17 protein-coding genes are annotated in these 14,273 nt (G+C 59.1%); 1 reads left to right on the top strand and 16 read right to left on the bottom strand.

Annotated elements, in window-relative coordinates; translation table 11 throughout:
- Positions 1-6: 6 nt before the first annotated feature.
- The 15 genes from atpD to QMF38_RS10535 form a co-directional block, all read right to left on the bottom strand.
- Positions 7-1,413 (bottom strand): F0F1 ATP synthase subunit beta, encoded by a 1,407-nt coding sequence (atpD, locus tag QMF38_RS10605; protein ID WP_040288641.1) that lies wholly within the window; start codon positions 1,411-1,413, stop codon positions 7-9.
- A gap of 38 nt (positions 1,414-1,451) precedes the next feature.
- Complete coding sequence (gene atpG, locus QMF38_RS10600; protein ID WP_006445897.1) at positions 1,452-2,312, bottom strand: ATP synthase F1 subunit gamma; 861 nt, start codon at positions 2,310-2,312, stop codon at positions 1,452-1,454.
- A gap of 107 nt (positions 2,313-2,419) precedes the next feature.
- The gene (gene atpA, locus QMF38_RS10595) at positions 2,420-3,928 is read right to left on the bottom strand and encodes a F0F1 ATP synthase subunit alpha (protein ID WP_281759408.1); all 1,509 of its coding nucleotides are present in this window, start codon (positions 3,926-3,928) and stop codon (positions 2,420-2,422) included.
- Entirely contained in the window at positions 3,925-4,488 is a 564-nt protein-coding gene (gene atpH, locus QMF38_RS10590) for an ATP synthase F1 subunit delta (RefSeq protein WP_281759407.1), read from the bottom strand. Before atpH ends, atpA begins: the two co-directional genes overlap by 4 nt.
- Complete coding sequence (gene atpF / locus QMF38_RS10585; protein WP_040288643.1) at positions 4,482-4,976, bottom strand: F0F1 ATP synthase subunit B; 495 nt, start codon at positions 4,974-4,976, stop codon at positions 4,482-4,484. Before atpF ends, atpH begins: the two co-directional genes overlap by 7 nt.
- 80 nt (positions 4,977-5,056) lie before the next feature.
- A complete protein-coding gene (gene atpE, locus QMF38_RS10580; RefSeq protein ID WP_006445901.1) occupies positions 5,057-5,305 on the bottom strand; it encodes an ATP synthase F0 subunit C in 249 nt (82 codons plus the stop codon).
- A 145-nt stretch (positions 5,306-5,450) separates the two neighbouring features.
- Entirely contained in the window at positions 5,451-6,215 is a 765-nt protein-coding gene (atpB, locus tag QMF38_RS10575) for a F0F1 ATP synthase subunit A (RefSeq protein ID WP_281759406.1), read from the bottom strand.
- An 8-nt stretch (positions 6,216-6,223) separates the two neighbouring features.
- Positions 6,224-6,625, bottom strand: a complete 402-nt coding sequence (locus QMF38_RS10570; RefSeq protein WP_040288645.1) for a hypothetical protein — start codon at positions 6,623-6,625, stop codon at positions 6,224-6,226.
- Positions 6,622-6,957: a hypothetical protein gene (locus QMF38_RS10565; RefSeq protein WP_232302199.1), complete on the bottom strand. Its 336-nt coding sequence runs from the start codon at positions 6,955-6,957 to the stop codon at positions 6,622-6,624. The genes QMF38_RS10570 and QMF38_RS10565 overlap by 4 nt, the downstream gene beginning before the upstream one ends.
- A gap of 314 nt (positions 6,958-7,271) precedes the next feature.
- Positions 7,272-8,414: a non-hydrolyzing UDP-N-acetylglucosamine 2-epimerase gene (gene wecB / locus QMF38_RS10560; protein ID WP_281759477.1), complete on the bottom strand. Its 1,143-nt coding sequence runs from the start codon at positions 8,412-8,414 to the stop codon at positions 7,272-7,274.
- Between the two features lie 84 nt (positions 8,415-8,498).
- Positions 8,499-9,128: a uracil phosphoribosyltransferase gene (gene upp / locus QMF38_RS10555; RefSeq protein ID WP_058094360.1), complete on the bottom strand. Its 630-nt coding sequence runs from the start codon at positions 9,126-9,128 to the stop codon at positions 8,499-8,501.
- A 68-nt stretch (positions 9,129-9,196) separates the two neighbouring features.
- Positions 9,197-10,453, bottom strand: coding sequence for a serine hydroxymethyltransferase (locus QMF38_RS10550; RefSeq protein WP_281759405.1), 1,257 nt, complete (start codon positions 10,451-10,453; stop codon positions 9,197-9,199).
- Between the two features lie 112 nt (positions 10,454-10,565).
- Entirely contained in the window at positions 10,566-11,222 is a 657-nt protein-coding gene (locus QMF38_RS10545) for a TIGR01440 family protein (RefSeq protein WP_058094362.1), read from the bottom strand.
- The gene (locus QMF38_RS10540) at positions 11,197-11,691 is read right to left on the bottom strand and encodes a low molecular weight protein arginine phosphatase (protein ID WP_058094363.1); all 495 of its coding nucleotides are present in this window, start codon (positions 11,689-11,691) and stop codon (positions 11,197-11,199) included. The genes QMF38_RS10545 and QMF38_RS10540 overlap by 26 nt, the downstream gene beginning before the upstream one ends.
- A gap of 102 nt (positions 11,692-11,793) precedes the next feature.
- Positions 11,794-12,339: a manganese efflux pump MntP gene (locus QMF38_RS10535; RefSeq protein ID WP_232302207.1), complete on the bottom strand. Its 546-nt coding sequence runs from the start codon at positions 12,337-12,339 to the stop codon at positions 11,794-11,796.
- Between the two features lie 211 nt (positions 12,340-12,550).
- On the opposite strand from QMF38_RS10535, the gene QMF38_RS10530 reads away from it, so the two are divergent.
- Positions 12,551-13,417 carry a C40 family peptidase gene (locus QMF38_RS10530; RefSeq protein ID WP_058094365.1) on the top strand — a complete coding sequence of 289 codons (867 nt, stop codon included), beginning with the start codon at positions 12,551-12,553 and terminating at the stop codon, positions 13,415-13,417.
- A gap of 14 nt (positions 13,418-13,431) precedes the next feature.
- On the opposite strand, the gene QMF38_RS10525 is transcribed toward QMF38_RS10530, so the two are convergent.
- Positions 13,432-14,163 carry a YoaK family protein gene (locus tag QMF38_RS10525; RefSeq protein WP_058094383.1) on the bottom strand — a complete coding sequence of 244 codons (732 nt, stop codon included), beginning with the start codon at positions 14,161-14,163 and terminating at the stop codon, positions 13,432-13,434.
- Positions 14,164-14,273: the final 110 nt, after the last annotated feature.

Below are 14,273 nucleotides of genomic sequence, written 5' to 3'. Positions count from 1 at the left end.
ACCATCTTACGACGCGTAGCCGTCCTTCTTCGCCTTCTCGATGACATCTTCGATCGCGCCGCAATAGCGGAAGTACGTCTCAGGAATGTCGTCGTGCTTGCCTTCGAGGATCTCGCGGAACGAGCGAACGGTGTCCTGCACCGTCACGTACTTGCCCGGGATGCCCGTGAAGACCTCGCCGACGAAGAACGGCTGTGACAGGAAGTTCTGGATTTTACGAGCCCGTGCAACGATGAGGCGATCCTCGTCCGTCAACTCGTCCATGCCAAGAATGGCGATGATGTCCTGCAGCTCGCGATAGCGCTGCAACACCGCTTGCACGCCGCGGGCAACTTCATAGTGCTCCTGACCGACGATGTCCGGTTGCAGGGCGCGCGATGTGGACGCCAGCGGATCGACAGCCGGGTACAGACCCATGTCGGCGATGCGGCGGTCCAGGTTGGTCGTCGCGTCCAAGTGCGCAAACGTGTTGGCCGGAGCCGGGTCGGTGTAGTCGTCGGCCGGCACGTAAACCGCCTGAATCGACGTGATGGAACCTTTGACAGTTGAAGCAATGCGCTCTTGCAATTGGCCCATTTCCGTGGCCAGCGTCGGTTGGTAACCGACGGCCGACGGCATACGGCCGAGCAACGCGGACACTTCGGCGCCCGCCTGCGTGAAACGGAAGATGTTGTCGATGAAGAACAACACGTCGCGTTCTTCGACGTCGCGGAAGTATTCGGCGAGGGTCAGACCCGACAAGGCCACGCGCATACGCGCACCGGGCGGCTCGTTCATCTGACCGAACACCATGCTCGTCTTGTCGAGGACGCCAGAGTCCTTCATTTCATGATAGAGATCGTTACCTTCGCGCGTGCGTTCACCGACGCCGGCGAACACGGAGTACCCACCGTGTTCCTTCGCGATGTTGTGAATGAGCTCCTGAATCAAGACCGTCTTGCCGACACCTGCACCGCCAAACAGACCGACCTTACCGCCCTTAACGTACGGTGCGAGCAAATCGACGACCTTGATGCCCGTCTCGAAAATCTCCGTCTTCGTGGTCAACTCGGAGAAAGACGGCGCCGAGCGGTGAATCGGCCAGTGTGCCGGCGTTTCGACAGGCCCCTGCTCGTCGATGGTTTCGCCCAGCACGTTGAAGATGCGACCCAAGGTGCCAGCGCCAACCGGCATGCTGATGGGCGCGCCGGTATCGACGACTTCGACGCCGCGCACAAGGCCGTCGGTGGACGACATCGCGATCGCGCGGACGACATTGTCACCCAGGTGCACCGCCACTTCCAGCGTCAGGTGAATGGACACCTCGCCCTCGTAATCGATGCGCAGGGCATTGTTGATGGCCGGCAGTTGCCCGTCCGGAAAGCGGACGTCAACGACCGGACCGGTGATTTGCACTACATGTCCTTTGCTCACGAAGTTCCCTCCTTACGCACATCGCCGCAGGGCGGGCATTAGCGCAATGCCTCCGCGCCGCCGACGATTTCCGCAATCTGTGTCGTAATGGCTGCCTGCCGCGCCCGGTTGAGCGAGAGCGTCAGGTCCGAGATGAGTTCCTTCGCGTTGTCGGTCGCGTTGCCCATCGCCGTCATGCGCGCTGCGTGTTCCGACGCCTTGGCGTCCAGCACAGCCTGGTAGACGAGCGTTTCCGCATAACGCGGCAACAGAGCGGCCAACACCGCTTCTTCATCCGGTTCAAACTCATATATCCGACGCGGGCCCTTTGCCTCGTCAGCGAGGCTGTCGAGCGGCAGCACCTTCTTCACGATGGGGCGCTGCGAAGCCGCGTTGATAAATTCGTTGTAAATGAAGTACAGCTCGTCGAACTCCGCGCGCTCGTACGCGCTGACAACCGCCTCTGCGAGATGGCGGATGGAGTGATATGTCGGGGAGTCCGCGAGATCGACCACATCGGCGGCGACAGGGAAGCCGCGGCGGCGGAAGTAGTCACGGCCGCGTTTGCCAACCGCATAAATGGCGAACGACGCCTTGTCCTTTTTGCCGAACTCTTGCATCGCCGCACGCACGACCTGTGCGTTGTACGGCCCGGCCAACCCGCGGTCGGCGGTGATGACGAGATAACCCGTGCGCTTCACAGGGCGGGACGCAAGCAATGGATGCTTGACGTGGCGCGCCGATTGCGAAAGGTTGGCGAGCATGTCTTGCATCTTCGCCAAGTATGGCTTCGACTGCTGAACAGCATCTTGGACGCGGCGCAGTTTCGCTGCCGCCACCATCTCCATCGCCTTCGTAATCTGCGACGTGTTGCGCACGCTTTTGATGCGGCGCTTGATGTCGCGCATATTTTGTGGCATTGTCCGAATTCACCACCTTGGGAGGTCGTCGCCGACCCCGTATCGTGCACTCGCGCCGCGCGGCCCGCATATTCCGGGCCGCGCCGACAACGTCACCGTTCTATCCGTCAAGCGACAAACGTCGCCTTAAACTTGCCAATTGCCTCTTTCAAGAGAGCCACTGTATCGTCTTCGAGGGACTTGCGCTCCTGCATTTGGGCAAACACCTGTGGGTATTCGCGATCCAAGAACGCCAGCCATTCGCGTTCGAACTTGAGCACGGCTTCCACGGGGACGTCATCCAAATAGCCGTTGACGCCCGTCCACAACGATGCGACCTGGCGGTCAAACGTCAGCGGATGATACTGCGGCTGCTTCAACAGCTCGGTCATGCGCTCGCCGCGGCGCAACGTGTCCTGCGTCGCCTTGTCCAAGTCGCTGCCAAACTGCGTGAACGCCTGCAACTCGCGGTACTGCGCGAGATCCAGCTTCAGTGTACCGGCGACCTTCTTCATCGCCTTCGTCTGTGCCGACGAACCGACGCGAGACACCGAGCTGCCGACGTTGACAGCCGGGCGCACGCCTGCGAAGAAGAGATCGGCCTCGAGGAAGATCTGGCCGTCCGTGATCGAAATCACGTTGGTCGGAATGTAGGCTGAGATGTCGCCGGCCTGCGTCTCGATGAACGGCAGAGCCGTGAGCGATCCGCCGCCGTTTTCCTCGTTCAACTTCGCAGCGCGCTCAAGCAAGCGAGAGTGCAAGTAGAACACGTCGCCAGGGTACGCTTCGCGGCCGGGCGGACGGCGGAGCAACAGCGACATTTCGCGGTAAGCCGCCGCTTGTTTCGACAAGTCGTCGTAAATGACGAGCGCGTGCTGGCCGTTATAGAGGTAGTACTCAGCCATCGCACAACCTGCGTACGGCGCGAGGAACAACAGTGGAGCCGGCTCCGACGCGCTCGCGGCCACGATGGTGGTGTACTCCAGGGCACCATGGCGGCGCAGGGTCTCGACGACCTGTGCAATCGTCGACTGCTTCTGGCCGATGGCGACATAGATACATTTCACGTCTTTGCCCTTTTGGTTGATGATGGTGTCGAGAGCAATCGCCGTCTTACCCGTCTGGCGGTCGCCGATGATGAGCTCGCGCTGACCGCGGCCAATCGGCACCATCGAGTCGATGGCTTTAATGCCCGTCTCGAGTGGCTCGTGCACCGACTTACGAACGATGACGCCAGGTGCCGGCGATTCGACCGGGCGATACATCGACGTCTCGATGGGGCCCTTGTTGTCGATGGGCTCGCCCAGCGCATTGACGACGCGGCCAAGCAGAGCGTCGCCGACAGGAACCTGCACCAAGCGGCCTGTGCGCTTGACCTGCTCGCCTTCCTGGATACCGACCACGGAGCCGAGGACGACGACGCCGACGTTATCTTCTTCGAGGTTTAAAGCCATGCCGTAGGCGCCGCTTGCAAACTGCACCAGTTCCCCGGACATGACGTTGTCGAGCCCGTACAGGCGCGCAATTCCGTCGCCGACGGACAGCACCGTGCCAGTCTCGCTGACTTGCACCTGCGCATCAAACTGCTCTATCTGTTGTTTGATCAAGGAACTGATCTCATCCGGACGAATACTCAACGTGTTCCCTCCTTACGGACTGCACCGTTCAGCAGGCGCTCGCGAAACTGGCGGAGGGCGTTTTGCGTCGTCGCGTCGAGCACGCGATTGCCCACCTGAATCCGGTAACCCGCAATCAAATCGGCATTCTCGCGGACGCGCGGCACAATTTGCTTGCCATACGCCTGCGACAAACGCGTCACAATCGCCTGTTCCTCCGCCTCCGTCAACGGCTGTGCCGTCTCGATATCGATTGCCAGCCGACCGTGCAATTCATCGACCAGTTCGCGGTAGCGCGACGCGATGGAGCCGACGTATGCGCCGCGCCCTCGCTTGAGCAACATCGCTAAAAATCGGCGCACATCGTCGCGCAACGACCCGGTCACAATTCGCTCTATCGTCGATAGCTTCACATCTGTCGGAAGAATCGGGTTGGACAACAACTGTCTGAATGGCTTCGAGACGCGGATGGCCTCCGCGATTTGCACAAGTTGCGCGTCGATCTCGTCGATGACGCCATGCTCCTGCGCAAATGCGAGCAACCCGCGCGCGTAGCGATTGACTACCGCGCCGCTCAGCATACGAGTTCACCCAACCGCTTTTCTGCCTCGGCCACCATTTCGCGATGCAGTTCCGGCGACACGTGGCTATGCAACAGCTTCGCCGTCAACTCGACAGACAACTCTGCAACGCGCTGTGTGACGGCTGCCAACGCTTCGTCGCGCTCGCGAACGATAGCCTGGCGATTCTCCTCCAGAATGCGAGAGGCTTCTTCTTCCGCCTTCAACAAAATCTCTCTCGCCTGCTCATCTGCGCGCACGCGCGCCGCATCAAGCAGGTTCTTGGCTTCCTTGCGGGCCTCGTCGAGCAACCGACGCTGCTCTGCCAACAGGCTGGCCGCTTCTTCGCGGCTCTTCTCCGCTTCGGTAATCTGCGATTCAACGTGTTGTCTGCGCTGTTCTAACATTTTCGCCAACGGTCTAAACGCAAACCGCTGGATGAAGAAGAACACAATCAGGAACGAAATAATGGAAAAGATAAACGTCCCGACCTGAAAGACGCCACCCATGTGCGACGACACTCCCTTCTGCTATGGATTCGCGCTTCGCCAGGGCCCAACCGCGCCGTGGAATCGCTCCAACGGCGAACTTAGAACGCACCCTTGGTGAAGAGAATGATGATACCGAACGCCAACGCGATGACCGGGAATGCCTCAACCAACGCGACGCCGAGCAGGGCGCTTGCAAAGATAGAACCACGTGCTTCCGGCTGGCGGGCAACGCCTTCGACATACTTGCTCATGACAAGGCCGTCGCCGACGCCCGAACCAACAGCCGCCAAGCCCAACAAGAGTGCGACGGCGATGTCGTAAATCGCTTTTACCAAATCCAATTGCATGTCAAGATATCCTCCTTAGTCGCTGTGAATGGTATGAATTGCGCCAACACTGCGCACATTGTGCAGATAACATCGCGCTTTGCGCGACAATACCATCTCACATACGGGTATGCATGTCCGAACCGCCGCGGGTAAACGGCGGCCGTCAATGGTGAGCGTGGCCTTCGAACGATTTGTTGCCGACGTACAGACACATCAGGATGGAGAACACATACGCTTGAATCGTTGCGACAAACCCACTGTAGAACAACCACAACACGATGAGCGGCAACTGCCACGGAATCCAGTGCAGCGCGAATGGTGCGCGCAACATGATGCCAAGTAGCGCTTCACCGGCAAAGATGTTGCCGTAAAGTCGCATGCCGTGCGTCAACGGATTCGTGATTTCTTCAATCACCGCCAGCGGCGATGGGGAGTAGAAATGGCGCAGCCACTGTTTCGGATGGCGCAAGCCGCGCGCATGGCTGATGACCCAGACCATAATCGCCAAAGCGAGCGCCATGCTCATGTTCGACGTCGGCGAGTCAAACAATTCGATATCGCCTTTGGAACCGGCGAGATCGGACGGAGTCAATCCCCACACGGACATGTGCGGATTGAAGTGCACCGTGATGCTCATAATGAGCCCGAGCCAGTTCGCGACGAACAAGAAGAGCAGCATGACGAACGCCAGGGGCAGAATGAAGTTGACCGATTGTTCGGTCGGCATCGTCTCGCGCGCCATGTTGGTCGCAAACTCAGCCGCCCATTCGATCAGATTCTGCAAGCCGCGCGGCCGCCGCATGTCCATGCGAGCCAGGCCCACACGCAACACGACGAAAATAATCAGCCCCGTCAGAAAAATGGTGGCGATCACCGTGACATTGGTCTGCCAAATCGTCCCCGCGAATAGCGTTGGGAATACCGGCACTGTCTCACCTACTTTTCTGTGGATTGGTCACTCGGGTTCCTGGCATAACTGTACAATCCGGCAAATACGAAGGCGAACCCCAGCACATACCCAACGAGCGCAGTGTACGGATTGAACAGCGTTTTAAATTTCAGGGAAATGATCATGATGAGGACGATCAGCACGAGGCGCGAGAACATCCCCAGCATCCCTGACGCAAACAGAGCCGGCCCTTGCATGTTGTCGTTGTGATGTCCTTGGCGAATCATGCTGAGCACGACAAACAGACCGCCGAACTCTCCAAGCAGGAGTCCGCTGAAGATGGTCCGCAACCCACCTAGAACACCCAAACATACTGCAGTCAGGCCCATAAACACCAACCAAGAGACGGTAATGGCGCGCAGGCGTTTGTTCAACCGTTCTACATTCATGGCCTGTCTCCTAGAATCTGTTTGGCGAGGAACGCAAGCCCCGAAGCACCGACGACGACACCGACAATGACCCCGAGAATCGTCAGCCAGACATGATGGGTCTGTGCGCCGATGTAGTGTCCGAGGATGCCAAACCCGACAATGCTGCCGCCAAGTTGTAGAATGGCTCCAGAGAAAACAGCAAACGTTTTCCAGACACTAGGTTCTTGACGCGCACCGCGCGCCTTTTGACGCTGTTCGTCTGCGAACGCACACACCACCCAGTACAGGATGAAGAGAGGGACATAATTGATGAATGTAGTCTCATCGCGGTGTTGGTTGTGCGATTTCACCAACCATTATTCATATGATTACCGTTTGCAAGCCAGGATAACCATACGAAGGAAGGCGTTTCCAGAAACGGATGCGCTAGCTCACCTGTCTCGTAGTCTGAAACACCCGGTTTTTACGGTGAAATGCCAGAACCCTCGCCTATAGTACACTAGCGCGAAATTCGATGTCAACGGCTGTGCCAGGCTTCAACATCGCCGATCGCGACAGGATTTCTACGTTTGTTCACAATTCGGCGGCCAAGTCAAATCCGATTGGCCGCCGCTTTGCTCCTGCCCCATATTTGGAATTGAAAGCGCAAGCAACAGCCGTTTCCTTAAAACAGTCGCTCGCCCTCTAAATAGCGAAACGGCTCTGGCCGTTGTGCACGCCCGAAATGATGCAGAATCGCCTGGACAATCCGCTCGGAGGCGCGACCGTCGCCGTACGGATTCTTCCGCCCCGCCATGTCCGCGTATGCGGCGGCATCGGTCAACAAGGTGCGCGCCTCATGAAAGATGGCGTCTTCGTCGGTCCCTACAAGCTTCAAGGTGCCCGCCTCGATGCCCTCCGGCCGCTCCGTGGTATCGCGCAAAACGAGCACCGGCACGCCGAGCGACGGCGCCTCTTCCTGAATGCCGCCCGAGTCGGTCAGGATGAGTGTCGATCTCGCCATAAAATTGTGGTTGTCCACAACGCCGAGCGGATCGAGCAAGTGGATGCGCGGATGGCCGCCGAGAATGGTAAACACCGTATCGCGCACCGTCGGATTGAGGTGCACCGGATAGACAAGGTGGATGTCATCGGCCAGATCCACCACACGGCGCGCGGCTCGGCAGATGTTCTCCAACTTTGCGCCCCAGTTTTCACGGCGATGGGACGTCATATAAATGAGCCTGCGCTCCGCCGGCATCGCATCGAGCACCGGATGCCGATAATGCTCGCGCACCGTCGTGCGCATCGCGTCGATGGCCGTGTTGCCCGTGATAAAAATGGCGCTGGCCGGTCGCCCTTCGCGCTCCAGGTTGGCCGCGGACAAATCGGTCGGCGCAAAAAACAGGTCGCCCAGCACATCGGTCAATTGGCGGTTCATCTCTTCCGGGAATGGGCTGTACTTTTGGTATGTCCGCAACCCCGCCTCGACGTGACCAATGGCAATCTGCTGGTAAAATGCGGCGAGCGCAGCCGCAAACGTCGTCGTCGTATCGCCGTGCACAAGCACGATGTCAGGCTTGCGCTCCGCCAGCACCCGCTCAAGCCCGCGCAAAGCCTTGGTGGTGATGGTGGCAAGCGTTTGATTCGGCTCCATGATGTCGAGATCGTCATCCGTTTTGACGTCAAAGACCTCGAGTACCTGATCCAGCATCTCACGGTGCTGGGCCGTGACGCAGACGAGCGACTCAATCTCCGGGTGGCTTTCGAGGGCCTTGACCAAGGGCGCCATCTTCACGGCCTCCGGGCGCGTGCCGAATACGGTCATGACGCGCACTGGCGCTGTACTCAAATGTGGTTCCTCCTTCGCCCTGCATGCGCCCGCCACGACCCGGGCAGCTCAAGCAGGGTTTCACTTCGTGCCAAACAGCCTGTCCCCCGCGTCACCCAGCCCCGGCACGATATAGCCGTGGTCATCAAGATGGTCGTCCACCGCCGCCACGTAAATCTCGACGTCCGGATGCTGCTCTTGCACCGTCGCGATGCCTTCCGGCACGGCGACCAGGCACATCAGCTTTGGTTCGCGTACACCGCGCTGTTTGACGGCCGTCAGTGCAGCTGCGGCCGATCCACCCGTCGCAAGCATCGGATCGACAACAATGACATCGCGATCCGAAACGTGCGCCGGCAGTTTGCAGTAGTACTCGACGGGCTGCAGTGTCTCCGGGTCGCGGTACAGGCCAATATGACCGACTTTCGCAGCAGGGATTAAGTTCAAAATACCTTCGACCATGCCGAGCCCCGCTCGCAAGACTGGCACAATCGCCAAAGTCTTACCGGCAATCACCTTTGTCTTGGCCGTCGCCACAGGCGTTTCCACCGTGACCTCGGTCAAAGGCAAATCCCGCGTGATCTCGTATACCATGAGCATGGCCACTTCCTGCACAAGCGCTCGAAACTCTTTCGTGCCCGTGCGCTTATCCCGAATGTGTGTCAACTTGTGTTGGATGAGTGGATGGTCCAGTACGTGGACTTGTCCCAATCGGAACGCCCCTTTACGCAAGTTCACCGCCCGTTTCCGGGCGGCTCGCTATGTCGCTTACATGTTCGTTATTCTACATAGGAGAGGTTCGGATACAGCGGGAAGCGCGCCGTCAATTCGGCCACCTGCTCCCGGGCTTGCGCCTTGACCTCGTCCGTGAAATCGCCCTGCAGGACGAGTTTGAAGATGTGCGAGATATCCATCATCGCCCCAACGTCCATCCCGCGCGAGGTCGCCGCCGGCGTGCCGACGCGAATGCCGCTCGTCACCATCGGACTTGCAGGATCAAACGGAATCGCATTTTTGTTCACCGTGATGCCAACCTCATCGAGCCGCTTTTCCGCTTCCTTGCCCGTGAGACCGACGTTACGCACGTCAATCAGCATCAAGTGGTTGTCCGTGCCACCCGACACGAGCGTGAAGCCATGGTGTTGCAGAGCGGTCGCCAAGGCTTGCGCATTCTTGATGATCTGTTGCTGATACGTGCGAAACGCAGGTTTCAAGGCCTCGCCAAACGCAACCGCCTTAGCCGCGATCACGTGCATCAGCGGGCCTCCCTGAGTGCCTGGGAAAATGGCTTTGTCAACGGCCTTCGCAAATTCCTCTTTACAGAGGATGAGGCCGCCGCGCGGGCCACGCAAAGTCTTGTGTGTCGTCGATGTCACAAAGTGCGCGTGCGGCACCGGGGATGGATGCAAACCTGCCGCAATCAAACCTGCGATGTGCGCCATGTCGACCATCAGGTAGGCGTCCACCTCGTCCGCAATGGCGCGCAACTGTGCGAAGTCGATCACGCGTGGATAGGCGCTTGCGCCAGCGACAATCATGCGCGGTTTGTGTTCAATAGCCAGCCTGAGCACTTCGTCATAGTCGATGCGGTGCGTCGTCTCATCGACGCCATAGGCGACAAACTTGTACAGTTGACCGGAAAAGTTGACCGGGCTGCCGTGTGTCAAGTGGCCGCCGTGCGCCAGGTTCATGCCCAGAACGGTGTCACCAGGCTTGAGCACGCTGAAGTAGACCGCCATATTGGCCTGCGCGCCGCTGTGTGCCTGCACGTTGGCGTGTTCTGCGCCAAACAGTTGCTTGACGCGGTCAATGGCCAGTTTCTCGACGACATCGACATACTCACAGCCACCGTAGTAGCGGCGACCAGGGTAGCCCTCGGCGTATTTATTCGTCAACACCGAGCCGAGCGCGGTCAACACCGCCTCGCTCACGAAATTTTCGGATGCAATCAGTTCGATGTTCCCTTGTTGTCGCTTTAATTCCTGCTCCATGGCAGCTGCGACCTCAGCGTCAAAGCGCTGCAGATTTGTCGACAATTTGCGCACTCCTTTCACTCTTGGCGCACGCAAATTGGCGTGCAGCACAAGCCCTTGTTCGATTTCATCTTCATCTTACGGTTCGCGAGCGGAGTGCACAAGGGGAGTTTTGTCAATTGTCGATATCTGCAGAAGCATGGTGAGAACCATCCAGCCCCGCGCGCCTGCGCGCTTCATCGCGATCGTACACAGCGCGCGTCCCCCCCACGAGCGGCGGGCGCGATCTCGCCATCGTCACATGCGCCTTGCCAATCTCCCGCACCTGGCTGCGCACAGGCACGGCAACCGGGCGCAAGTGCATGCCAATCAACGTATCGCCGATGTCCACGCCCACGTCCGCTTCGACGGCATCGACGAGACAGGCGTCCGCGATGGCCCAATACGCCGCGGCCGCGACCGCGCCGCCTGCCCCCGGCACCGGAATCGCAGACACTTCGCGCCACCCGCGCCGTTTTGCGTACCTTTCTGAGACGACAAGCGAGCGGTTAAGGTGTTCGCAACATTGGAATGCGACTTCGCACCCCGCCTCTGCCGCAAACGCCTGAATGACGTCGACAATGGCCTGCCCAACGGCCATCGACGTCGCGGTGCCGATGCGTTCGCCCACGACTTCACTGGTCGAAGCGCCAATCACCAAAAGCGTGTCGCGGCCGATGCGCGCCGCCCGGTACAGATCAGCCAGCACAATGGGCAAATCGCGCCGCACCTGTTCGATGGCCCAGGCTTGCTTGTCGAATGCGGCCTCAGTTGGCTTGGTTGGATCCGCCATCGCGCGAAGCCTCCTCCCGCAACCGCATAAACGCTTGCTCCACCAGCGCGAACAAGGAATCGGCACAGGCCTCGTAGGCGTGTTCGTCGCCACCAAACGGGTCCATCACGTCGCTTGCCTGTTCCTCCGGCTGACGGTGAGCAAACGCGGTCAGCGTATAAACTTTGTCCGCAGCCTCTGGAAACATGTCGCGTAAGGCCTGCCGATGACCTTGTGTCATGACGAGGACGACGTCAGCCTGCAGCAGCAATTCGCGCGTCAATCGCTTGGCGGCGTGTGTCGGCGCAACGACATGTCGCCTAATTAACGCGTCGACGGCATGCCGCGTCATAGGCTGGCCGTCCAAAGCGTACAAACCTGCTGAATCGACGGTCCAAGAGACGCCTTCCTGTGCCGCCAGATGGCGCAGGAAGGCCGCAGCCATCGGACTGCGGCACGTGTTACCGGTGCAAACAAATAAAATGTTCATCTTCGTCACCTAGATTATGGCGTTCAGATCATGCGCTTTAGGATTCTATTTTCAGTATATCCGTGCCAGATTCGCCGATGCAATGAACGCCCAAGGCCACCGTTAGTGCAAAAAGCCGATACCACAAAGAATAAGAATGCACGCACCCGCCAACTCGCCATAATGGCCGATGGCCTGGCCGAATTTGCGCCCAATGGCAAGGCCAGCCCCACACATGCAACAACTGACCACGCCAAACGCGATGGCCGACGCGGCCCCGTAAGCAGCACTGCGAAGTCCGAGGCTAAAGCCCACCGAGAGCGCGTCGATCGACACACTCGCCGCAAATACCGCCAGTGAGAACAGGCTATCGATGGTGCGTGGACGCTTCTCTTCTTTTGAGAACAGCGTGTGATACGCCATATGTACGCCAAGGCCAATGATGAGCAAAGCGCCAAACCACTTCGCGACGGCCCCTAAATAATCGCCAATCCAATCGCCGAAGCCGATACCGATGAGCGTCAGCGCAACGTGAAAGACACCAATAAAAGCACACAGCTGCACCGCCGTCTTGCGTGATATGGAGCCAAGGCCGACCCCAATGCTCAAAGACAGCGCATCCATGCCTAAGGCAAAGGACATCATCATGATTTCCAAGAGATCGTCCACATGAGACAAAGCGGCGCCTCCTTTGCTAACTAGTCCCATGTGTATGCGTCGCCTGGTGGACTCATGCGGGCAAGCTCACATCCGATGTAAAGCTGCCGACCGAACACCGTTAAAAGAAGCATAATCGGCGCCGGTTCCACACAACCTGTGTATACATTCCACTTATAGGAAGCTGGTGTCCGAGTTGCAGCGATTTCAAAGATGCGCAACCATGACCTTTGCACTGTGTCTTTACGCGTCTTCGCTCGCCCTTTGCGCACCACATGCCAGCGCTGCGACAACGGCAACACAGGTGCGGCCTGCCCAACCGCAGGTGACGTCTGCGGCCACGGCCCACATCGTGCAGGTCGTTGCCACGCGTGTCGATCCGGCGGACAACTCGCTGGTGCTCATCGTCACCCGCGCGGCAGCTGGCGATCACGGCGACGGCGCGATCGACATTGCGCACCGCGCGGGGTTGGCCAATTACGCGCACGCACATCGGCCGAAAGACGCCAACCCCGCAACCATGCGCATCCTTGCCGTGGATCAAGACGGGCATATCGTCGCTGCCGCTAACGTCGGTCAGCCCCGGCGAGTGGCCGCGGACGTCGACGACGAAAGCGCCGAGTTGTCGTTGGGCCAATCCCTGCCCCTGCCACCTCCTGGCACGGAGCTCGATCCGCAAGGGCAACCGATAGCTACCTTGTCTGCGCCCGATGAGGTAAAGACATCGGCCGTCATCCGCGCAGCGGAGAGCCTGATTGGCAAGCCGCTCGTTTGGGGAGCCAGTCCCGAGGCGGGCGAACGAGGATGCGATCCGGCGACATTCGTCGCCTACGTGTACCATCATGCGCTGGGCTACATCTTGCCGGACGATCTCATGCAGTTGTGGGATACGGTTGGTGTCAGTGTGCCGGTTTGGGATTTGCACCCTGGCGATCTTGTGTTTTTCGACAGCGGCTCGGTGGTAGGTATTTATTGTGGTGACGATCAGATGATTGCTTGCGACGCCCAATTGGGCGCCGTCGCTCGGGTATCCATTGGTCCAGAGAGCAATTGGGGCAAGCGCATTGCAGACGTCCGGCGGCTTTATTAAAGCGCGGATTGGGATTACATGGACATCTGTTGACTCTGCGAACGGCCTTGTAGGTGGCCTGTCAGAAGGACAATCACGACGATGGCAATCGGGGCCCAGACCGCCTCATAGGACCATTTGGCGATGATGGCACTCGACATGGCGGCGCCAATGCCATACGCGACAATGGCCGAAAGCCACATCCAGACGAGCGCGGCGGCCGTCGGTTCAAACGCCTTGCCGTCAGACGTGACAGCCTGGGCGCGCGCCTTACCAACAGCTTTCCAAACGGCCGTTTCGACCAATCCCGTCAAGGTGCTCGTAATGACGGTCGTCGTGATCCCATTGATCCCGACGCGGCGCGCAGTCGAGCCTTGTACGCCCATGGCGAACGCCAGGACGAATAAAAGCAGATTGACGATACGCTTCTGTTCTGTGGCCGGCAGACACTGCGTCAACAGCCAGAACGCGAACAAGGCGGCCAATTCGAGGCAGAGAGTACCAGTCACGGCGCGGCTCCAGCCAGTTTCACGCCGATGGCCGGTCATGACAAGAGCCGCGCCCGCCGCACCGACGGCAAACCCGATGAGTGCGACGGCATAACGCACTGCGAGTCCGCCGTGCCCGCCGGCGACGGCAATGCCGCAAAGAACCGTGTTACCGGTCATGGCGGCAGTGAAGACTTGACCCAGCCGCAGGAAGCTGATGGCGTCCACACAACCCGAAACCACGGTCAACAAGATTAACAGCACGCGCGTAGTTGACATGTTCAGCACAGGGTCTCTCACACCTCTCTAGCGTCGTCGTATGTCAAAACGGCATTAGAAGAAAATTTCGTCAGTTCCTCGATCTTTGCTCTATCATACCACGCATCCAC

The sequence above is a fragment of the Alicyclobacillus hesperidum subsp. aegles genome, from assembly GCF_027923525.1.
Lineage (GTDB): Bacteria > Bacillota > Bacilli > Alicyclobacillales > Alicyclobacillaceae > Alicyclobacillus > Alicyclobacillus aegles.
Note: the sequence above shows the minus strand (reverse complement) of the source record. Positions and strands in the feature narration are given on the sequence as shown.

Bases quoted from the DNA above. Each gene is read 5' to 3' on its own strand.
- atpG (WP_006445897.1), bottom strand. From the start codon at position 2,312: ATGCCACAAAATATGCGCGACATCAAGCGCCGCATCAAAAGCGTGCGC.
- atpH (WP_281759407.1), bottom strand. From the start codon at position 4,488: ATGCTGAGCGGCGCGGTAGTCAATCGCTACGCGCGCGGGTTGCTCGCA.
- atpF (WP_040288643.1), bottom strand. From the start codon at position 4,976: ATGGGTGGCGTCTTTCAGGTCGGGACGTTTATCTTTTCCATTATTTCG.
- atpE (WP_006445901.1), bottom strand. From the start codon at position 5,305: ATGCAATTGGATTTGGTAAAAGCGATTTACGACATCGCCGTCGCACTC.
- QMF38_RS10570 (WP_040288645.1), bottom strand. From the start codon at position 6,625: ATGAATGTAGAACGGTTGAACAAACGCCTGCGCGCCATTACCGTCTCT.
- wecB (WP_281759477.1), bottom strand. From the start codon at position 8,414: ATGACCGTATTCGGCACGCGCCCGGAGGCCGTGAAGATGGCGCCCTTG.
- QMF38_RS10545 (WP_058094362.1), bottom strand. From the start codon at position 11,222: ATGGCGGATCCAACCAAGCCAACTGAGGCCGCATTCGACAAGCAAGCC.
- QMF38_RS10540 (WP_058094363.1), bottom strand. From the start codon at position 11,691: ATGAACATTTTATTTGTTTGCACCGGTAACACGTGCCGCAGTCCGATG.
- QMF38_RS10530 (WP_058094365.1), top strand. From the start codon at position 12,551: ATGACCTTTGCACTGTGTCTTTACGCGTCTTCGCTCGCCCTTTGCGCA.
- QMF38_RS10525 (WP_058094383.1), bottom strand. From the start codon at position 14,163: ATGTCAACTACGCGCGTGCTGTTAATCTTGTTGACCGTGGTTTCGGGT.